Origin of the sequence: Bilifractor sp. HCP3S3_D3, from assembly GCF_052063915.1 — a bacterium.
Taxonomy (GTDB): domain Bacteria; phylum Bacillota; class Clostridia; order Lachnospirales; family Lachnospiraceae; genus Bilifractor.
Map to the genome: position 1 here is coordinate 13265 of NZ_JBQHWP010000015.1, position 19509 is coordinate 32773.

Sequence of the window (19509 nt, forward strand, 5' to 3'; positions counted from 1 at the left end):
ACAGGCAGGTGCGCAGGGGCGTGACTGTGATTTGCGCAGGCATGGCAGGAGACGGAAAAATATCCGGCCGGGAAAGCCGGAGCTGGTATAAGGGCGGAGAAGACGGAGGTGTATCCGGCCGGGAAAGCTGGAGCTGGTACAGGGCTGGAGTGGGCCGGAACGGACATCCGGCCGGGAAAGCGGAACCGGTACAGGGCTGGAGCGGGCCGGAACATATATCCGGCCGGGAAAGCCGTGAGTGATGTATGGCAGGAGAAGACGAACGATGGATCTTGTAAAGGAAAAACAGAAAAACGACCTGAAAAATATGAGTACGCTATGCTATCTGAAAAGGGACGGGAAATATCTCATGCTGCACCGGACCGTGAAGAAGCATGACGTCAACAGAGACAAGTGGATCGGAGTCGGCGGCCATTTCAAGCTGGGAGAGAGTCCGGAGGAGTGCGTGATCCGTGAGGTGCGCGAGGAAACGGGCTACACACTGACATCCTGGCAGTACCGGGGGATCGTGACATTTGACTCCGGAAAAGGGGATTATGAATATATGTCTCTGTTTACCGCGGATGGATACAGCGGCGAGCCGGCAGAATGTGACGAGGGCGAGCTTGCGTGGATCGACATCGAAGAGGTGTGGAAGCTGAATCTCTGGGCCGGAGACAAGATTTTCTTCCGGCTCATCGACGAGAACGTGCCGTTTTTTTCCCTGAAGCTGGTATATGACGGGAAAGACAGACTGGTGACTGCGGTCTTGAACGGCCGTCCGATGGAGCTGTTTGATGTGCTGAAGGAGGACGGGACCAGAAGCGGAATTGTGCAGGAAAGGAATGTAGTGCATCGGGAGGGAGATCCTCACGGAACGGTCCATATCTGGATTGTGCGGCCGTCGGAAGGCAGCCCGTCGGGCATGGAGGTCCTGCTGCAGAAGCGGAGCGCAGACAAGGATTCGAATCCGGGCTGTCTGGATATCTCCTCGGCCGGGCATATCGATGCCGGCGACGAGCCGCTGGAGTCGGCGCTGCGGGAATTAGGGGAGGAACTTGGAATTCATGCCGGTGCCGGGGATCTTGAGTATCTGGGTGTCCATGAGGGAAGCTATGAGAAGGAATTTCACGGCCGGATGTTCCGTGATCACGAATTCGCGCATCTCTTTGTCTACAAGAGACAGGTCGACGAGAGCCGTCTCGTGCTCCAGAAATCTGAGGTGGAGAGCGTGCGCTGGATGGATCTGGAGGAATGCCGGCAGATGGTACTGGAGAACAGGGAGGCGACCTGTATCTACCCGGATGAATTTGATCGGGTGCTCGAGTATCTGAAAAAACAGAGATAAACAGATGATATAGGGGCCTCTTCAGCGTCATTTGGAAGGAAAAACACTGCATACCTGTACAAGCCCGGATTCAGCCGGACTTGTGCGGGTATGCAGTGTTTTTTACGCGTGCGCTTTTCCTGTGTTCATTTGAATGTGGGCAGGATACTCCGACCGTTCCGGCCGGGGAAATTTGAAGGCGGGCAGACGCTTCGACCGCTCAGGCCGGGGAAATTTGAAGGCGGGCAGATACTCCGAGCGCTCAGGCCGGGGAAGCATGCTATTGCGTTTTTTACGCGAGTGTTTGCGTTCAGGCAATGGCATTGAGCAGGCCGGTGGACTGCAGGAACAGAACGAACATCATGACCGGGGCGACATATTTGATCATGATGACATACAGCTTTTTGCGGGTGAACCGGTCTCCGCTGGACTCCATTTCATCGATGATCCATTTCGGACCGACCACCCATCCGATCAGAATGGTGGAGAGCAGGGAGATAAAGGGCATCATGAAGCTGTTGCTGATATAGTCCATGATGTCGAGCAGCTGTCCGACAGAACCGTTGGGAAGCCTGACCTCCACATAGAAGATGCTGTATCCGAGCGCTATGACAGCGGAAGCTGCCATATAGATGATGGTCAGAATGACGGTGACCTTTTTTCTTGAGGCGTGAAAGAGTTCCATGCAGTTGGCAACAATGGCCTCCAGAACGGAAATGCATGAGGTCAGGGTGGCGAAGGCCGCCATGATAAAGAACATGGCGCCGATGAATATGCCGGGGGCTCCCATCGCATAGAATACCTTCGGGAGGGATACGAACATAAGGCTGGTTCCCGCGCTCATGCCGTCTGTTCCGGAGAATACGTAAATGGACGGGATAATCATCATACCGGCGAGAAGAGCCACACCGGTGTCGAAGATCTCGATCTGATTGACGGAACGGTTGAGATTCACATCTGGCTTTACATAGGAGCCGTAGGTGATCATAATCCCCATGGAGACGCTGAGCGAGAAGAACAGCTGGCTCATGGCATCCAGAAGGATCTGCAGAAATCTTCCCAAGGTCAGACCGGATAAATTCGGCGTCAGGTAGACAAGAAGTCCCTGTATTCCGGTTCTGGTGACGCCATTTTCATCCGTGTGGCGGAGTGTCAGTGAAAAAATGGCAATCGCTACAATGAGAACCAGCAGAATCGGCATCATCCACTTGGAGACCATTTCAATTCCTCCCTCTACACCTTTATAGACGATGATGGAGGTCACAGCCATGAACAGCAGAGCAAAAAATACCGGGGATACCGGTGAGGTAATAAAGGAGGTGAAGAAGCTGTCGCCGGCAGCTGCCTTCTGTGCTCCGGTAAAATATACGACAATATAGCGGCTGATCCAGCCTCCGATTACGGCATAATAGGTCATGATGAGAACGGGTACGAAGAATGTGATGATTCCGAGGAATTTCCAGCGCGGCCGCATGGAGGCATAGGCGTAAATAGAGCTTTTCCTTGTTTTTCTGCCGATTGCGATATCGGAGGTCAGAAGCGTGAATCCGAAGGTGAGAACCAGGCAGAGGTAGATGATGAGAAAAAGTCCTCCGCCGTCCTTGGCCGCAAGGTAGGGGAACCGCCAGAGATTTCCCACACCGACCGCGCTTCCGGCGGCAGCCATTACAAATCCCAGCTGTCCGCTGAAGGAGCCTGTCTTTGATTTCTTCTTTCCGGATCTGTTCCGGTCTGATTGAGCTGTCATTGTGAATTATTGTCCTCCTTATTTCTGTATTCATATATATTGCTTTTATTGAAGGCGTTGTTTTTTTCAAATGGGCTGCATTCCCGCAGGAGCGTTGTCCAGTATGGCGGGGCTGCATTCCCGCAGGAGCGTTGTCCTGTCTGCCCGGGCTGTACCGCACAGGTTCACGGGTTCACAAGTGTATCTGCGTAGAGCTGCTGCGCGCAGAAATACGAGACGTATCTGCGGAGGGCTGCAGCGGGCAGAATTACAGGGCATGGGTGCCACGGATCACTTTATGCAGAACGACCAGCAGAAGCAGATGCAGCGGGTAGAAGAAGTAGAAGAAATACTTCATTTTCCTCTTTCCCCTGGAGCGGTTGTAGGCTGCCACCGGAAGGAGTGACAGAAAAGCTGCCGGTTCCTGGAACAGACAGAAGCATGCCCAGAGATCTGCGGTCAGGGGACTTTTGAAAATCCGTCCATTCAGATAGTAGAAGCAGGCGAGAGCGCCGATTCCGAAGACGTCATAATCTGTGCGCAGAAACCATGCGGCAGCGGCAGAAGCGAAGACGGTCAGAATCTGAAGCAGTACGGCGGGAAGCCGGACCGGGTCGGATCTGCTCCGGATGGTGTCCAGAAAGCAGAACATCAGAAGCCCCAGCAGAAGGGTAAATACGGTGTTCTGCCAGCGGGGATCGAAAAACTGACCCGACATGGCAAGATTGAAGGGAATTTCCGAAACGAGAGCGAGCAGCGCGACGCGGATCATGTATTTTCGAAGATTCCGGGTGTGGAAATAGCCCTCTGCCAGAAGGAGACAGAAAAGAGGAAAGGCCAGTCTGCCGATGATGTTATCCAGGACAAAATACAGGGAAGAGTCCAGCTCTGCCTGAAAGACCTTCGCGAAATGGTCCAGAAACATGCTGACGCACGCGATGATTTTCAGCTCATTACCGCTCAGCGATATTTTTTTTGCGGGATGCGGATGAAACAGATTCTTCATAAATTAAATCCTTTCGTCAATCATTGGCGGAAACCCACTACCTTCAGGTGGTGGGAGGAGCCTTATAAATCTTTAGCCATCAACCCTGACTCTCAATATGCTTTTGTATAGTCGCTGACGATACTTCTCCAATACTGCAAGCAAAGTATCCATCTGACCAAAGTATCCTTTTCTTCCAATACTGTTGAGACAGAAACGAACCATACTTTTGCCATAGGTAATATGTTGTTTCTTGCTTTACAATCTTAACAATGTCGCAAACCCTATCAGTCGTATCATAACTTATTAAGAAATGTATGTGGTCTTTGTCTGTTTCCATAGCAATTATTTCGTAGTCCCGAGTATTGGCTATATCAAAAATCTTTTGCTTAACATCGTCAGCAATTGAACCTTTTAATAGTTGCTTACGATATTTACAAGAACTATATGTACTTTTAGGCTGTATTTTCGTCTGTTATGACGATTATATCTATTTCTCATAGTTTACCTCTGATAGTTATTGACTTTCACTAACTGCGATTATACTATATTTAGTGAAATGTCAACAAAAGGAGTACATCTATGGAACAGATGACGATAACAGCGAAAGTTCAAATAGTCGCCACTGATACAGACAAGGTTTTGCTTGATGAAACTATGTCTGTTTATCGTGATGCCTGTAATTATGTTTCAAACTATGTATTCCAAACTCATGATTTAAAGCAGTTTTCACTTAATAAGGTTTTGTATTCTACTTTAAGAGAAAAATTTGGCCTTAAATCTCAAATGGCTCAGTCCGTCTTGAAAACGGTCATTGCAAGATATAAAACTATTCTTGAAAATCAAAAGGAGTGGATACGGCCAGCCTTCAAGAAACCTCAGTATGATTTGGTCTGGAATAGAGATTATTCTTTAACGAAAAACTGTTTTTCTGTGAATACGCTTAATGGTCGTGTTAAATTGCCATATTTCACTGAAGGCATGTCTAAATATTTTGACCCCACAATTTATAAGTTTGGTACTGCTAAGCTCATAAACAGGCATGGCAAATATTATCTTTACATACCGGTAACTTATGACGTGGAAGAAAGTAATATTTCTGACATTTGTAATGTTGTAGGCATTGACAGAGGGATTAACTTCGTTGTTGCAACCTATGACAGTAATCACAAGTCTGGATTTGTTAGCGGGAAAGCTATCAAGCAAAGACGCGCTAGCTATTCCAAACTTCGCAAAGAACTCCAAACGCGACGGACACCTTCGGCAAGAAGAAGACTGAAAGCTATCGGTCAGCGAGAAAACCGTTGGATGCAGGATGTGAACCATTGTGTATCAAAGGCACTCGTTGAATCCAATCCAAAGCATACTCTTTTCGTACTTGAAGATTTGACAGGTGTTCGTAATGCCACAGAACGTGTGAAAACAAAAAATCGCTATGTTTCTGTATCGTGGGCGTTTTATGACTTCGAACAAAAATTAATTTACAAAGCAAAACAGAATCAATCTTCTGTAATAAAAGTTGACCCTCGTTACACAAGTCAGTGCTGTCCTATCTGCGGACATACTGAAAAGGCTAACCGTAACAAGAAGATACATTTGTTTGCTTGCAGGAACTGTGGCTATCAATCAAATGATGACCGTATTGGAGCTATGAATCTGTATCGTATGGGAATAAACTATCTTGCTGATAGTCAAGTACCTGATGCAGTTGCAGCAGAGTAAACTTTGCTGCAAGGGGTGCTGTCAACCACCCCCATGATGTAACGCCACTTTAGATAGCAGTATCTATTGGGGTTAAAGGTCGGAGACGTAAGTCGTTAGTACGACTGGGCAGTTACAAGCCCATGACCTTTAGGTCGTGGGTAGTTGACAGCTACCTGTGGATACGGACGTCCTGCAGGCGGTCGTCAAAATCAGGAAACACGCATATCCTGCAGGCAAAGTGTCAAAAAGTTCTGCAAGGCCAATAATGAAAACCATTATACCATAAAGTGACGCCGGGTAAATCCTACAAAATCCGGAAAAATTATTTGTGGATAGTGACGTACTTTACCGGCTTGAAAAAGGTGCAGGCGCGTTATATTCTTAAACCATCAAATCCATCACACATTTCTACACAGATTCCCAGACAACTCACTTATACCCACAGGCAAGCCTGTGGATTTCCCCGCTAAACATTTATGACCTGTATGAACATGTCTGCTCGAATGAAAGAATAAAGATATATGTCTGCCTGAATGAAAGAATGAGTCTAAAGATACACGTCTGCTCGAATGAAAGAATAAGCCTATGAATACACGTCTTCTTGTACTGGTTCTGGCAGAGGGAGCCGCGCTTTCTGACCTGAAGGAGGAGAAAATTCCGAACAGATGGGTTCTGACCGGACTTCTTCTCAGTCTCACAGGGCAGATCCTGTTTTGCCGGGAAAGCCGGTGGCATCCGGAATTCCTGTCTGCGCTGATTCCTTTTCTGCTTCTGATCCCCTTTTATCTGTTCCGGATGATCGGAGCAGGCGATATCAAGCTTCTGATGGTGACCGGGATTTTCATGAAGCCCGGCCAGATGCTCCTGTTGCTTCTGTTTACATTTCTGCCGGCAGCCGTGTATGCCGTTCTGCATTTGTGCCTCTCACCGTCCGGTTCGGACCGATTCCCCATTTTTGACCGATTCCATTCTATGAAGAGATACGTATATACATTTTCGGGTTCCGGAGGTCTGGAACCATACTGGAAGAGCAGCCGACCGGAAGAACGGGTGCATCTGGCAGTTTTTATATTCGGCGCGCTGATTCCATGGGCTGCGGGATGGTACTGAGGAGGGCAGGACAGAGCCGTGGGGCCGTGCCATAGAGCGCGGGACTGAGGAAGGACAGAGCCGTGGGGCCGTGCCATAGAGCGCGGGACTGAGGAGAGAAGGACAGAGCTGTGAGGGTGTGCCATGGGCGGGATGGTACTGAGGAGGGATGGACAGGGCCGTGCGGTCGTGCCATGGCGGTCTGTGTCAGAAAAAATCCGGAAGGAGGAGAATTTGATGCGAAAAGTACTTGCGGTGTGCGACACGGAGAGAGAATACGCGGTTCGCTTTATGAACTATTTAACGGAAAAGCAAAATCTTCCATTCGAGATCCGGAGTTTTACTTCGGTAGAAACGCTCAGAGAATTTACGCTTGAACATCATATTGAGATTCTGCTGATTTCAGAAAGGGCGGCCGATGATGAGATACGTCAGATGGATATCGGGACGGTGATGATTCTGGCAGAGGACGGCTCCGGCCTTCCGGAGGAGGGATTCCCGGAAGCCGCGAATTGCCGGCAGATTTACAAATATCAGAGCCAGAGCCGTGTAGTCAGAGAAGTCATGGACTGCTACGGAGCGGAGAAAGCCGCGACGGAGCCGGAGGTCATCGCAAAGCCGTCCTGTATTAGAACGGGGATATGCTCCGTGTCGGATCCGGGGCAGAAGGTGATTTTTTCCATGATATACGGACGGATTCTGTCGGAAAGATTTCCGAGCCTGTATCTGAACCTGGAGCCCAGATCCGGTATGGAGCAGTTTATTCCCGAAAAGGGGGAGAGTATGCGGACGCTCAGCGATCTGATGTATTTTTACCGACGCGGGAGAAGCGGTCTGATTTATCAGCTGAGTACAATGCTGCGCAAATTCGGCTCTCTCGATTATCTGCTTCCAGTGAGGGATGCGTCGGATATCGGGGAGATGACGGAGGATCAGTGGACGGGGATGCTTGGCGAGCTGACGCGAACCAGTACATACCGCAGAATCCTTCTGGATCTGGACTGGAAGATGAACGGGTTTGACGAGCTGATGCAGGGCTGTGAGGAGATCTACGTCATCGCGCATGACGATCCTGTTTCCAGAATGCGGAACCAGGCGTTTGCCGCCGAGCTGGAGGAGCGTGCAGGCAGAGAAAAAATACGGGAGGTGATCCTTCCGGATCCGGACTCTGCTCCCGGAAATGATGATTTCCTGGAGAGACAGCTGTCCGGGAGGCTGGGAAGGATCATACGGGGATGCATGGATTTCAGTGAGATGACGGAGGAGGGAAAGCGGTGCGGAACGAGGATATCTTTGAGAGAATACGGGCCGGCCTGATGGATCATCTGGAAGAAAATCCGGATCTGGAAGATGAGGAAATACAGGAACTTATTGATGATCTGATCCTGAATGATTCATCGTCTTCCCCGATGTCTCTGGCCGAGAAGGAACAGCTGCACAAATCGCTTTTCTATTCGGTCCGCAAGCTGGATGTCCTGCAGGAGCTGATGGATGATCCGGAGATCACGGAGATTATGGTGAACGGGTATCGTCATATCTTTTATGAGAAGGGAGGGAGACTCTATTCCTGGAAACGTCATTTTGCTTCGCGAGAGAGGCTGGAGGATGTGATCCAGCAGATTGTGGGCAGGTGCAACCGGGTGGTAAATGAACAGAGACCGATCGTAGACGCGAGGCTTCCGGATGATAATGGTTCGCGGGTGAATGTGGTCATGAATCCGATTGCGCTCGACGGACCGATTCTTACGATACGACGTTTTCCGGAGGAGGCTGTGACGCTTGAGCATTTGATCCGGTGGGGAAGTGTGACGAGAGAGGCGGCAGTTTTTCTGAAGGACCTTGTGGAGGCGAGGTATTCGATGCTTATCGGGGGTGGAACGTCGACAGGAAAGACGACATTTCTGAATGCGCTGTCATCCTGTATTCCATCGGAGGAGCGCATCATTACGATCGAGGATAACGCCGAACTTCAGCTTCAGGGCATTCCGAATCTGGTTCGGATGGAGGCGAGAGACGCAAACCTGGAGGGAGGTCATGCCATAACGATCCGGGATCTGATTAAAGCTGCTCTCAGAATGCGGCCGAGCCGGATCATCATCGGAGAGGTGAGAGGAGCGGAGGCAGAGGATTTTCTGATGTGCCTGAACACAGGGCACTCCGGAAGTCTGGGGACAGCACACGCCAATAGTGTGAGGGATATGATATCGAGGCTCGAGATGATGGTCCTGATGGGAGAGCAGCTTCCGGTTCCCGTGATCCGCAGACAGATTGTGTCCGGAGTTGAGATCATGATTCATCTGACAAGAGAGGCGGACGGGAAACGGCAGCTCGGGGAAATCGCAGAGCTTTCCGGGATGAAGGGAGAGGAGCCGGAGATCCGTACCCTGTTTGAAAGGGACAGAGAAGGAGTGCTGAGAAAGGTCAATGAACTTGGAAATCGTGAAAAACTGGAAAAGCTCTGGCGGAGGCGCAGCCTCCCGTGAGGAAGATCGAAAAGGAGGAACATCAGGCAGAAAAGTTCTCAAAGAACGTTCTGGAGAAGGAGAAAAGAAGGAAGGACGCTGGAGAAAGACCGTAGAGGCGGAAGGAGCAGGAAGAAAAAGAAAGACCGAAGGGGCGGAAGGGCCAGGCAGAAAAAGAAAGACCGCATGGGCGGGAAGGGCAGGCGGATCCTATGAAATAAGAGGGGCGAAAAGAATACGCAGGACAGGAAGGACGGACTACCGGGTTTACACGTTTTCACCTGTGGAGCTTCTGAAGTACGGATTCATCGGAATGCTGCTGGGAGTGTGCGTGGTATGGCTGTGCTACCATTCCCTCTTTGCTGCCCCGGTGGCTGTTCCGGTCATGGTCTTCTATGTTCTCGCGAAGAAGAAGCAGAAGCGGGAGGAAAGGCAGCGGCTGCTGAATTATCACTTCCGGGATTTTCTGTCTTCTCTTCATACGAATCTTCTGGCCGGCTATTCTCTGGAAAATGGTGTCCGCATGTCGGCATCTGATCTCACAAAATTGTATGGAAGGAGGGATCCGCTTGCAGCAGAACTGAAGGATATTACAGGGCAGATGCGGTTCGGAAAGCCGGTAGAGCAGCTGTTCCTTGAACTCGGAACGCGGAGCGGAGTGGAGGATATCATGAATTTCAGCGAGGTTCTGGTGATCGCAAAGCGGACCGGCGGGGATATGAGTCATATTCTGGAGTCAACGTGGAGAAATATCTGCGAGAAGATCGATACCCGGCAGGAAATTGACACGGTTACGGCTTCCAGACGATATGAGCAGAGCATCATGAGCTTCATGCCGGCGGGGATTATTTTGTACATGCGGGTGACATTTGAAGGATTTTCAGACAAAATCTACGGAAATCCGGCAGGCGCCGTTCTGATGACCTTCTGTCTGATCCTGTATGCAGGAGCATTTGCGGCGGGAAGAAAGATGTGCAAAATCGAGGTCTGAGCATTGAGGAATATACAGGTAGCATGAAGTAAACCCTTGTACGATAAGTTGTGTCACACACTGTATAAGGTCAGCTAATGGCAGGAGCATTGTATAAGTATGTGGTGTGGGAAAGGAGGCAGAATTGATAAAAATGGTGCTTCCGGCAGCTACAGCAGCGGCTGTCATCTGGCTTTTCCGTCATCAGAAAATATCCGGCGTCTTTTTTCTGATTTTAATCATCAGTACCGCGGCTGCGGGAGTGGTGGTCTTCCGGGAGATACGGGAGGGAGACTGGGAAACGGTGAAATCCGTCAGGAGAACATCGGGGGAAGCTGCGGGAGAACAGGTGGAGCTGGCCGTCGCGTCCGGAAGGGGCGAAAAAGAGGAAATCACAATTGAGATACCGCAACAGAGTTATTCGTCTCGGGAAGCGGAAGCAGAGATCCGGAAGGAGATGCAGGCACTGGACGAGAGGATTCTGGGAAAGAATGCAGATTTCGGGCGGATTGAGTGGAACCTGGAACTTCCGGAGAACTTTACGAACCCGTCGATGACGGTGGAGTGGTCTACGGACCGCCCGGATCTCGTCAGCTGGGAGGGCGTTCTCTCTCCGGAGATTCCGGAGGTCGGAGATAAGGTGACATTAACCGGAAAACTTTCTCTGTCCGGAAAAGAGGAAGAATATCAGAGGGTGATGACTGTATATCCCTCAAGAGAAAAGGAGGCGGTACAGGAAAGAATTCAGAAGGAAAGTGAAGCGCTGAATGAGAGAGCCGCAAAGAATGGAAGAGATCTGTCGGAGGAATACCTGCTTCCGGAGCGGGCGGACGGAGAGAAGCTGACCTGGTACAGGAAAATCAGTCATAAGGGAGCTTATCTCTGCATGATCATTCTTCTGGTTGGAATTGCTCCTTTTTTTGCGGGAAAGGACAGAAAGGAGAAAGCAGAACAGAAACGAAGGAAGCTCCTCACCAGTCAGTATCCGGAACTGGTAAGCAAGCTGCAGCTGCTTACGGCAGCGGGCCTCAGCGTGAGAAAGGCGATGGAGAGACTTGGAAGGGAGTACCGAGAAGTCGGCATAACCGTGGCGGAAATGAATAATGGGGTGTATGAGCAGGACGCTCTGACACACTTCGGAGAGAGATGCGGCACACCGGAGTACAGAAAGCTGGCTCTGCTTCTCGCCCAGAGCCAGAAAAAGGGAGGCAGCCAGCTGTCAGGGATGCTTGAAAAAGAAGTGCAGGAAGCATTTGAGACCCGGAAAAGACGCGCAAGAGCGGAGGGAGACCGGGCTGCCATACGCATGGTCTTTCCGATGTTTGTCATGCTTGGAATTGTACTGCTTATCATCATCATTCCGGCGACAATGCAGCTCTGACGAAATCCGGATGAGATTCAGGAAAACGCCATGCCCCGCAGGCGGTACGCCACCAATGTGCACAAAGCATGGAAGAAGTATCTACGGGAACATGAACAAAGCCAGGGGAAAGTATCTCTGAGAAAAGGAGGACAAAATGAAAAAACTGCGAAAGATGCTGAGGGCTTTTTTGATGGAAGAAGATGGAATCAGCACGGTGGAAATCATACTGATCATTGTGGTGCTGATTGGACTTGTGATTATCTTCAAGAGTCAGCTGACAAGTCTGGTGTCTAGTATTCTGAGCAAGATTACAAGTAAAAGTCAGGGGATCTGAGGGGGATCGATGATGGACGGCACGCGGTGATTGTTAGCGGAAAAACGCAGAAAGAACAATACGGAGCGGGGAATTGCTAACAGATAACCGGAGGAAGAGCGATGAGGGGCAAGATGCGGAAATTGTTAACGGATAACCGAAGAGAGAGGATGAGCCGGGGCAGTATCACACTGTTTGTCAGCATGCTGCTGTTGGTTCTCCTGGGGTTGATTTTTGCGGGACTGAAGTCCATGCGGCAGGCTGCGGCGAGAGCCGCGACTGCCAGTGCCCTGGAGCAGGGATTGTATTCGGTATTTGCGCAGTACGACCGCGAGCTGTTTGAGGATTATGGACTGCTGTTTCTGGACGGAGGGTACGGGACATCCGGTCTCCGTCTGGATGAGGTGCTCCGGGAGACGGAGACGTACTCGGAGTATGTCCTGGATCCGACGAAGAATAACCTGACGGGAGGAGGAAATCTGCTGAGCATCCGGCTGAACAGAGAAAATTGCTCGGTGACGGGTTATGTCCTGGCGACCGATCAGGAAAATACCGCCTTTCGAAGGCAGGTGTGTGAACAGATGAAGCTCCAGGCCGGAGCGGAACTGCTGAAAAAAATATCAGAGGGAATATATGAGGATGGAGAAAAGGCGGACGGGCTGAAAAAGCAGGCCGGAACGTACCGGACGGAAAATGCGCAGGAGTATTATGACAGAGATGTTGCCGAGGGGCTGTGCCGTCCGGTGCCTTCGGTCGAACAGAGCGGGGAAGAATCGGAAGAAATCTCGGCGGAAGAAATCGCAGAGGGATTCGGCGGCAATGTCGTGCCGGTCTGGGAGAACCCACTTCTTTCTTACCAGCTCCTCCGGGGGAAAGGCCTGCTGAAGCTTGTGTTCGGAGAAAATGAACCCGGTCTTTCCCGGAAAAGCATTGGAGCAGGAGAACTGCTGAGCGACAGAGAACATTCTCTGGGGATGGGGATGACGCCTTCGAAATGGGAAGGACCGATGGAAAAACTTCTGATCCAGGAATTTCTGATCGAGGACTTTCCGTGCTTTCAAGACGGAGAACAGCAGAAGCCGCTTTTATACCAGGCAGAGTACGCGATAGGCGGGAGGAGAAATGACCGGGACAATCTGAAACTGGTACTTTCGAAGATGCAGGTTCTAAGAGCGGCGTCCAATATGATTTTTCTGATGACAGACCCGGATAAAAGAGCACAGGCGGATCTGCTGGCAGCCGGAATCAGCGCAGGACTTCTGAACCCGGAGCTTGCGCCTGTTCTGGCATTTGCGATCCGGGTGGCGTGGGCGTACGGAGAGTCTGTTCTGGATCTTCAGGTTCTGACTCAGGGCGGAAAAATACCGCTCGTAAAGACGGCGGAATCCTGGCAGCTGTCAATCGAAAATATCGGGAGATTCACATCTGCGGCAGGAAATGAGAGAAAATCCTCTCTGACCGGTCTGGAATACAGGGACTATCTGAGAATTCTGCTTTTGGGCGAAGGAACGGAAAAGCTGACGGAGAGAATCATGGATCTGACGGAACTCAATATCCGAACCCATGAGGGGAAGAAGAACTTCCGTCTGGATCACTGTATCGATGCCGTGAATGTCGAAATCGGAACCTCCGTCGGTACCAATACCTATACCGCGGAGAGAAGTTACGGGTATGATATGTAGCTTGCTAACCATACCGGGGAGAGAAGCTGCGGGTATGATATGTAGCTTGGTAGCTTGCTAACCATACCGGGGAGAGAAGCTATGGGTATGATATGCAGCCTGCAAACCATACGGAATCCGGCGGGGTGTCTCCCGCTTTGCGGGAGGGTCCAAAATCCCCACACCCGAAACGACAAAAGAATGATTACTATACTATAAGAAAGGACATGAGATAATTCTGCGAATGCATTTCCGGATCTGAACGTATTCGGGAGGCAGCCCGGCGGATTCCGTACAGAAAACAACCATGCCCCGCAAGAGGGGCGCCACAAGCTGTATAAACCAGCTACTCCGTTGCTTCGCAACTCTCGCAGCTGCCGCTGTGACCAACTTCACCGGTCTGCCGCGGCGCTCGTCCACCGCTTTCCACTTCGTGTGAGTGGATCAGAAGGTTTCGCTGACCGGATGGATTCTTTCACCCAGAAGCACGGATTTTCAGGCAACCGCATAGATTTTTTTGGCAGGGGATAAAAATGAAAACAAAAGCAAAAACAGAGAGAAAAAAGGACAGGTGGAGACGGGGAAGTCTGACCGTGGAAGCGGCATGGTCGGTTCCGTTGTTTTTTCTCTGCGTGACGTCACTGATCTGCATGATGGATATTTACGGGATGTATGTGAAAAGGATGATTCATCTTCAGGAAGCGGTCGAAAAAGCAGGGGCGGTTACGGGGTTGACCGGTTCTTATGCGGGACCGGCTGTCATTGATCTGTGTGAGCCGGTCTATTACAAGCCGGAATGGTTTCCGGTTCCGATTCCGGGAAGAAGCGTTGCTGTAAGAGGGAGAGTTCATGCATGGACGGGAAGAGATCCCGAGGAGAACAGCGGACTTCCTTCCGAGGAGGAAAATCGTCTCGTTTATGTGACAGAATACGGAAGTGTCTATCACACCCGTTCGGAATGTACGTATCTGGAGCTTCAGATACGGCGAGTGCCTGCGGCGCTGGTTCCGGGGATGAGAAATGCCGGAGGGGGACGGTATCACGCGTGTGAGAAATGTGTCGGCAGGGGAGGGATGCACGGTCTTGTCTATATTACCGGAGAGGGAGAGTGTTATCACAATTCTTCGCGTTGCAGCGGGCTTACGAGAAAGGTTCATCTTGTGCCGGCTTCGGAGGCGGAAGGAATGCATATCTGCAGTCGATGTGCGGCAAAGGACAGAGCAGAAGCAGCGTAAAGCGGGAGAGCGGGGCCTGTGTAAAAGCATTGGAAAAGGCAGAGGAGAGTCGGAATGAGGTGCTGGAGTGTGGGAATGATCTTGCTGATTCTGACGGTAAATGGTCTGCTGGATCTGAAAACACGTCGGATTTTTCCAGGCTTTACGCTTCTGCTGCTTCTGGCCGGTATCATCGCGCGTAAAGGCGTCGATCTGACTGCATTGTTCCCGGGGCTTCTTTTTCTGCTGGCAGCCGTTCTGACAAAGGAAAGGGTGGGCGGGGGAGATGGCATTGTCCTTCTCGCATGTGGAGCGTGGAGCGACCTGATTGCCGTGTGCAGGATTCTTATTCCTGCAATCATCGGAGTGCTTCTGACAGGAGTTATTGTGAAGGCGGCACGTTCGGACGGGAAAGTCACGCTGCCGTTTGTCCCGTTTCTATGGCTGTCGTTTATGATATTGCTTGTTTCGGGCGTTTTTTCCGGATCCGTGTGGTTTGGCCGTCAATGAAAGAGATTTCCTAAATGACAGATATTCAAGGGAGGAATGGTAATGAAGGTGGTGATCCAAACAGATTCACACTTGTAAGTCCAAGGCGTTCAAAGAATGTACAATTACAAGCTGCACCTGGCAATCAGAACCCCAGAGCTTGCCTGCGGGAGCAGTCAGGTGACGAGGAGGAAAAATGTGAGCAGAAAGAAGAATCGGAAGTATGCTGCCGTGCGTGAGAAGGCAGCATGGTTCGCGCGGGGAAGCATGACGGTGGAGGCGTCGGTTATTGTTCCGGTGACGGTGCTGGTGACGGCGGTGCTTATTGTTCTGTGTTTCTACGTGCATAACAGGAACTGGTATCTGGCGGCGGCAGCGGAGGTGTGTCTTGCCGGGAACAGCCGGTATGACCGGGATATCGACGCGCAGAGTGTGGCGGCAAGAAAGGCGGAGGAGAGAATGGATGCGCAGGTTATACCGGCTTCGAGACCGGCGGTTGATGTCAGCTGCAGAAGGGGAGGAACGTCGGTCTCCTTCTCCAATCAAACCTTCGCGGCGTTTCAGGATATTTTCAATCTGTCGGTCAGCGCGGATGTGGATAAGGTAACCCCGGTCGAAGAGCTCAGGGCTTCCAGAACCGTAAGGAAAGCTCTCGGGAGATAAAACACGAATAAATGTGGCACCTGTGGATTGCGGGAGTGCGAAGCACGGAGTAATCCGCAGCTTATACAGTTTGTGGCACGACTTATCGTATGGACGTTTACTGGATGATCCGCAGAAAAGGGGGCGAGAGGATGAAAATCGAGAGCAGTCGGGATATTTATCACAATTACAGGATCCTTTCAGACGGAAAGACTCCGGACGTTCACAGCTATACGGTCAGAATGCTGACAGAGAATCATATACCGGGTTTTCTGGATTGTCACATTCAGGAAATTGATTCGAGCACAAGGTACCTCTATGATGTGACCTCGATGCAGACACTGGAGGATATTCTGGAGACCGAGAAGATCACGGGACAGCTTCTGGAACAGCTGTATTCCTCTGTACTGGCAGCAATCGGAAATCTTGAGGAATTTCTTCTGGATGAAAACGGGATACAGATGAGTCCGGAGCTTATTTTTCTCAATGCGGAGAGAACGCGGATCTACTTTATATATTATCCGGATGAAGAAGAGCCTTTTTCCGAGCAGATGAAAAGACTCGGAGAAATGATTCTTCCGCATCTGGATCACGGGGACAAGAAATCGGTGATCATGGGCTATGCCTTTTACCAGAAGGCGGCGGAGGGAAACATTTCAGCCGGGGAGTTTCAGAAACTTATTGAGGAATGCCGGCCGGATCCGGTGCCGGAGAGCAAGGGAGTGTCAGAAGAGGAAGAAAGAGAACGACGGGAAAAGCGGGAAAGAATCCTGGATGAATTTTTTGAGGAAGATGAAAAAAGTTCCGGGGAAGGTCTGTTTGCAGGGATTCGAAACTGGTTTTCACGCAGAAGACGGGAAAAAGGGAAAAATGATGAAGAGGGAGCGGCAATCATGCGTGATTTTTTCCCGGATGGGAAAAGGCAGGAGCAGGCGAACCAGTCGGAGGATTCCCATGCAAATGAGGTGGATGCAATTTCCGGAAAATTACCGGTAGAAATGGCAGGCAGATTATCAACCGGAAGATCTGAAAGGAGTGCCGATCATGTCGCTGACGATGAGGACGGCTGGAAGGAAACCGTACTTCTGGCATCGGGAAAGCAGGAGAGAGAGGAACGGAGGGCTCAGGCCCTTCTGCTGCCGGAAGGCCGGGAACAGGATTCAGGAGGCGGGAGCGGAAACGTCCGGACAGACAGGCTTGAACTGTGGAAGAGGAACCATATTCTGGGGAAGAGCAGAAAATCTGCGGATCTGATTCTGAATGTGCCAACCGTGAGCAGAATACATGCCAGGTTTGTGTATCGGGAAAATGGTTACTGGATTATCGACCTGAACTCCAAAAACGGAACCTTCCGGAACGGCGAGCTGCTCGTTTCCGGAGAGGCATATCCGCTTCAAGACGGCGACCGGCTGCGTTTTTCGGATCAGTGTTTTACGTATCACAGGGCAGGGATTGTTCAACCGCCGCCGGAAAGTGTATAATGAAGCAGGTATACAGGGATGTATATTGAATTCATGCAAACAGACAGGGAGGACAATATCATGAATGATTGTATTTTCTGTAAAATCGCAGCAGGCGAGATTCCGTCGGCGACAATTTATGAAGATGATGATTTCCGGGTGATTCTGGATCTCGGACCGGCGACGAAGGGACATGCGCTTATTCTTCCGAAAAAGCATTACGCTGATATTACGGAGATTCCGGAGGATCTCTTATCCAGAGCGGCTGTGCTCGCGAAGAAGATCGTGACCTTTATGATGAAGGCGCTTCCGTGTGATGGCTATAATGTGGTTCAGAACAACGGAGAAGCTGCCGGACAGACCGTATTTCATTTTCACATTCACCTGATCCCGAGATACAACGGGGACGGAGCCGGTGTTACATGGAAGCCGGGAACGCTGACAGACGAGGCTAAGAAGGAGATTCTGGAGAAGGCAAAGGATCTTAAGTAAGGCTTCGTTCATCTGGAATGAAGGAACATGACTGATCCCGAGAGAAACAAACGTGGCGGATGACTGCTTCTGAGCGAAAGGCGACGTGACAGAAGACTGCTTCTGAGCGAAAGACAACATGACAGAAGACTGTTTCCGGCAGAACCTTTTGAGACATGAATGAAAAAAGAGCCTGACACGGCGGGAAAAATAATACCGGCCGTGTCAGGCTCGCCCTATCAGGGGATTTCTTCTCTTTATCGGTCCGGTGGTTCCCTCACCGGCCCGACTTCCCTCTTGTCTTATCCTCGACGTGCGGGCGATTTTGGGAGGGAAGTTTATATATCCGACTGCCGTCAATACGATCTTCCATCGCTTACTCGTCCCTTCATGGGTTTTGGGAGGGGAGTTTATATTTCCGGCTGTCGTCTGTTCGGCTATTTTGTGTATTCCCGGATGAGATTCAGGATCATCTGAATCGAATCGGTATGTTTGCTGTTCTTCATTGCGGAGATATAGGTATCCCTGTTGTCATGAAGTTTCTGTACGGCGGAGAGGAGAGTGTCTTTGGTCAGATTTTCCTCTTCGATTACCTCGCTGTATCCCTGCTTTTCAAAAGAACGCGCATTCAGAATCTGGTCGCCGCGGCTGGCGTTCGCGGAAAGCGGAATGAGGAGATTCGGAATGGCAAGGGTGCTGATTTCACAGATTGCGTTTGCTCCCGCGCGGGAGATGATCAGATCCGCCATAGCGAAAAGATCGGGCAGCTCTTCCTTGATATATTCATACTGGCGGTATCCATCAGTATAATCCAGAGAGTGGTCGAGATTTCGCTTGCCGCACAGATGCACAACCTGATATTGCTTCAGGAGTTCCGGGAGAGCTTCGCGGACATGGTTGTTTACATTCACGGATCCAAGGCTTCCGCCCATCACGAGAATGACCGGCTTATCGTGGGAAAGACCGGTGAAGGAATAGCCGCGCTCTGCGCTGCCCTCTCTCAATTCTTTCCGGATCGGCGTACCGGTAACAACAGCCTTGCCTTCAGGCAGGCTAGAGAGCGTCTCCGGAAAATTGCAGCAGACCTTGGAAGCATAGGGAATGCATATTTTATTTGCGAGACCTGGGGTCATGTCCGATTCATGAATGATTACCGGAACCTTGCAGTGTTTCGCCGCGAGGACGACCGGGACTGCTACGAAACCGCCTTTTGAAAACACAATGTCCGGACGAATTTTTTTCATCAGTTTTCTTGCTTCAAAGATGCCCTTCACCACACGAAAGGGATCCGACAGATTCTTGGGATCGATGTATCGGCGCAGTTTTCCGGTAGATATTCCGTAATAGGGAATCCCCTCGGCCTCAATCAGGCTCTTTTCAATTCCGTTGTAGGAACCGATGTAGGAAATCTCGTATCCCAGTTCCTTCAGGCCTGGAATCAGGGCTATATTCGGAGTTACATGACCGGCGGTACCGCCGCCTGTGAGAACGATGTGCTTCATCAATTGGCCTCCATAGATGCTGTGAGTAATATCGGAACAGATTGTATTCCTTTCAGAAGCATTCTAGCTGATTTTATGAAAGAAATCAATTCCCGGCGATCATACCGGTCCTGCCATTCCGCGGAGGCCATACCGCTCCTGTTATTCCGCAG

General features: G+C 50.6%; 18 protein-coding genes and 1 pseudogene. 15 read left to right on the top strand and 4 right to left on the bottom strand.

Annotated elements, in window-relative coordinates; genetic code table 11:
* Positions 1 to 20: 20 nt before the first annotated feature.
* Together ACTNDI_RS09990 and ACTNDI_RS09995 are read left to right on the top strand one after the other, a co-directional pair.
* A complete protein-coding gene (locus tag ACTNDI_RS09990) occupies positions 21 to 242 on the top strand; it encodes a hypothetical protein (RefSeq protein ID WP_441100843.1) in 222 nt (73 codons plus the stop codon).
* A gap of 23 nt (positions 243 to 265) precedes the next feature.
* Entirely contained in the window at positions 266 to 1327 is a 1062-nt protein-coding gene (locus ACTNDI_RS09995) for an NUDIX domain-containing protein (RefSeq protein ID WP_441100844.1), read from the top strand.
* 289 nt (positions 1328 to 1616) lie between these two features.
* Here the strand turns inward: ACTNDI_RS09995 and ACTNDI_RS10000 are convergent, their stop codons facing one another.
* From ACTNDI_RS10000 to tnpA, 3 genes and pseudogenes are all read right to left on the bottom strand, one after another.
* Positions 1617 to 3053, bottom strand: a complete 1437-nt coding sequence (locus tag ACTNDI_RS10000; RefSeq protein WP_441100845.1) for a sodium-dependent transporter — start codon at positions 3051 to 3053, stop codon at positions 1617 to 1619.
* Between the two features lie 247 nt (positions 3054 to 3300).
* Positions 3301 to 4038 (bottom strand): TraX family protein, encoded by a 738-nt coding sequence (locus ACTNDI_RS10005; RefSeq protein WP_441100846.1) that lies wholly within the window; start codon positions 4036 to 4038, stop codon positions 3301 to 3303.
* Positions 4039 to 4117: 79 nt separating this feature from the next.
* Positions 4118 to 4518 (bottom strand): annotated as a pseudogene (tnpA, locus tag ACTNDI_RS10010) (IS200/IS605 family transposase).
* A gap of 81 nt (positions 4519 to 4599) precedes the next feature.
* On the opposite strand from tnpA, the gene ACTNDI_RS10015 reads away from it, so the two are divergent.
* The 13 genes from ACTNDI_RS10015 to ACTNDI_RS10075 all read left to right on the top strand — a co-directional run bounded on the left by ACTNDI_RS10015 (position 4600) and on the right by ACTNDI_RS10075 (position 17876).
* Entirely contained in the window at positions 4600 to 5739 is a 1140-nt protein-coding gene (locus ACTNDI_RS10015; protein WP_441100847.1) for an RNA-guided endonuclease TnpB family protein, read from the top strand.
* 567 nt (positions 5740 to 6306) lie between these two features.
* On the top strand, positions 6307 to 6831 hold the full coding sequence (locus ACTNDI_RS10020) for a prepilin peptidase (protein ID WP_441100848.1): 525 nt from the start codon (positions 6307 to 6309) through the stop codon (positions 6829 to 6831).
* Positions 6832 to 7047: 216 nt separating this feature from the next.
* Positions 7048 to 8127 carry a hypothetical protein gene (locus tag ACTNDI_RS10025; protein ID WP_441100849.1) on the top strand — a complete coding sequence of 360 codons (1080 nt, stop codon included), beginning with the start codon at positions 7048 to 7050 and terminating at the stop codon, positions 8125 to 8127.
* Positions 8085 to 9293 (top strand): CpaF family protein, encoded by a 1209-nt coding sequence (locus ACTNDI_RS10030; RefSeq protein WP_441100850.1) that lies wholly within the window; start codon positions 8085 to 8087, stop codon positions 9291 to 9293. The genes ACTNDI_RS10025 and ACTNDI_RS10030 overlap by 43 nt, the downstream gene beginning before the upstream one ends.
* On the top strand, positions 9250 to 10263 hold the full coding sequence (locus ACTNDI_RS10035) for a type II secretion system F family protein (RefSeq protein ID WP_441100886.1): 1014 nt from the start codon (positions 9250 to 9252) through the stop codon (positions 10261 to 10263). The genes ACTNDI_RS10030 and ACTNDI_RS10035 overlap by 44 nt, the downstream gene beginning before the upstream one ends.
* Positions 10264 to 10396: 133 nt before the next feature.
* Positions 10397 to 11623 (top strand): type II secretion system F family protein, encoded by a 1227-nt coding sequence (locus tag ACTNDI_RS10040; protein WP_441100887.1) that lies wholly within the window; start codon positions 10397 to 10399, stop codon positions 11621 to 11623.
* A gap of 136 nt (positions 11624 to 11759) precedes the next feature.
* Complete coding sequence (locus ACTNDI_RS10045) at positions 11760 to 11939, top strand: Flp1 family type IVb pilin (protein ID WP_441100851.1); 180 nt, start codon at positions 11760 to 11762, stop codon at positions 11937 to 11939.
* 113 nt (positions 11940 to 12052) lie between these two features.
* On the top strand, positions 12053 to 13600 hold the full coding sequence (locus ACTNDI_RS10050; protein WP_441100852.1) for a DUF5702 domain-containing protein: 1548 nt from the start codon (positions 12053 to 12055) through the stop codon (positions 13598 to 13600).
* A gap of 512 nt (positions 13601 to 14112) precedes the next feature.
* Entirely contained in the window at positions 14113 to 14814 is a 702-nt protein-coding gene (locus tag ACTNDI_RS10055; protein WP_441100853.1) for a hypothetical protein, read from the top strand.
* 69 nt (positions 14815 to 14883) lie between these two features.
* The gene (locus ACTNDI_RS10060) at positions 14884 to 15303 is read left to right on the top strand and encodes a hypothetical protein (protein WP_441100854.1); all 420 of its coding nucleotides are present in this window, start codon (positions 14884 to 14886) and stop codon (positions 15301 to 15303) included.
* Between the two features lie 177 nt (positions 15304 to 15480).
* Positions 15481 to 15945 (top strand): TadE family protein, encoded by a 465-nt coding sequence (locus tag ACTNDI_RS10065; RefSeq protein WP_441100855.1) that lies wholly within the window; start codon positions 15481 to 15483, stop codon positions 15943 to 15945.
* A gap of 131 nt (positions 15946 to 16076) precedes the next feature.
* Positions 16077 to 17405: a DUF6382 domain-containing protein gene (locus ACTNDI_RS10070; protein ID WP_441100856.1), complete on the top strand. Its 1329-nt coding sequence runs from the start codon at positions 16077 to 16079 to the stop codon at positions 17403 to 17405.
* A 60-nt stretch (positions 17406 to 17465) separates the two neighbouring features.
* Positions 17466 to 17876: an HIT family protein gene (locus ACTNDI_RS10075; RefSeq protein ID WP_441100857.1), complete on the top strand. Its 411-nt coding sequence runs from the start codon at positions 17466 to 17468 to the stop codon at positions 17874 to 17876.
* A 416-nt stretch (positions 17877 to 18292) separates the two neighbouring features.
* On the opposite strand, the gene ACTNDI_RS10080 is transcribed toward ACTNDI_RS10075, so the two are convergent.
* Entirely contained in the window at positions 18293 to 19357 is a 1065-nt protein-coding gene (locus tag ACTNDI_RS10080) for an undecaprenyldiphospho-muramoylpentapeptide beta-N-acetylglucosaminyltransferase (protein ID WP_441100858.1), read from the bottom strand.
* Positions 19358 to 19509: the final 152 nt, after the last annotated feature.

What these genes read in the sequence shown, in the direction of transcription:
- ACTNDI_RS09995 (WP_441100844.1), top strand. Translation starts at nt 266, where the DNA reads ATGGATCTTGTAAAGGAAAAACAGAAAAACGACCTGAAAAATATGAGT.
- ACTNDI_RS10000 (WP_441100845.1), bottom strand. Translation starts at nt 3,053, where the DNA reads ATGACAGCTCAATCAGACCGGAACAGATCCGGAAAGAAGAAATCAAAG.
- ACTNDI_RS10005 (WP_441100846.1), bottom strand. Translation starts at nt 4,038, where the DNA reads ATGAAGAATCTGTTTCATCCGCATCCCGCAAAAAAAATATCGCTGAGC.
- ACTNDI_RS10015 (WP_441100847.1), top strand. Translation starts at nt 4,600, where the DNA reads ATGGAACAGATGACGATAACAGCGAAAGTTCAAATAGTCGCCACTGAT.
- ACTNDI_RS10020 (WP_441100848.1), top strand. Translation starts at nt 6,307, where the DNA reads ATGAATACACGTCTTCTTGTACTGGTTCTGGCAGAGGGAGCCGCGCTT.
- ACTNDI_RS10025 (WP_441100849.1), top strand. Translation starts at nt 7,048, where the DNA reads ATGCGAAAAGTACTTGCGGTGTGCGACACGGAGAGAGAATACGCGGTT.
- ACTNDI_RS10040 (WP_441100887.1), top strand. Translation starts at nt 10,397, where the DNA reads ATGGTGCTTCCGGCAGCTACAGCAGCGGCTGTCATCTGGCTTTTCCGT.
- ACTNDI_RS10045 (WP_441100851.1), top strand. Translation starts at nt 11,760, where the DNA reads ATGAAAAAACTGCGAAAGATGCTGAGGGCTTTTTTGATGGAAGAAGAT.
- ACTNDI_RS10050 (WP_441100852.1), top strand. Translation starts at nt 12,053, where the DNA reads ATGCGGAAATTGTTAACGGATAACCGAAGAGAGAGGATGAGCCGGGGC.
- ACTNDI_RS10055 (WP_441100853.1), top strand. Translation starts at nt 14,113, where the DNA reads ATGAAAACAAAAGCAAAAACAGAGAGAAAAAAGGACAGGTGGAGACGG.
- ACTNDI_RS10070 (WP_441100856.1), top strand. Translation starts at nt 16,077, where the DNA reads ATGAAAATCGAGAGCAGTCGGGATATTTATCACAATTACAGGATCCTT.
- ACTNDI_RS10075 (WP_441100857.1), top strand. Translation starts at nt 17,466, where the DNA reads ATGAATGATTGTATTTTCTGTAAAATCGCAGCAGGCGAGATTCCGTCG.
- ACTNDI_RS10080 (WP_441100858.1), bottom strand. Translation starts at nt 19,357, where the DNA reads ATGAAGCACATCGTTCTCACAGGCGGCGGTACCGCCGGTCATGTAACT.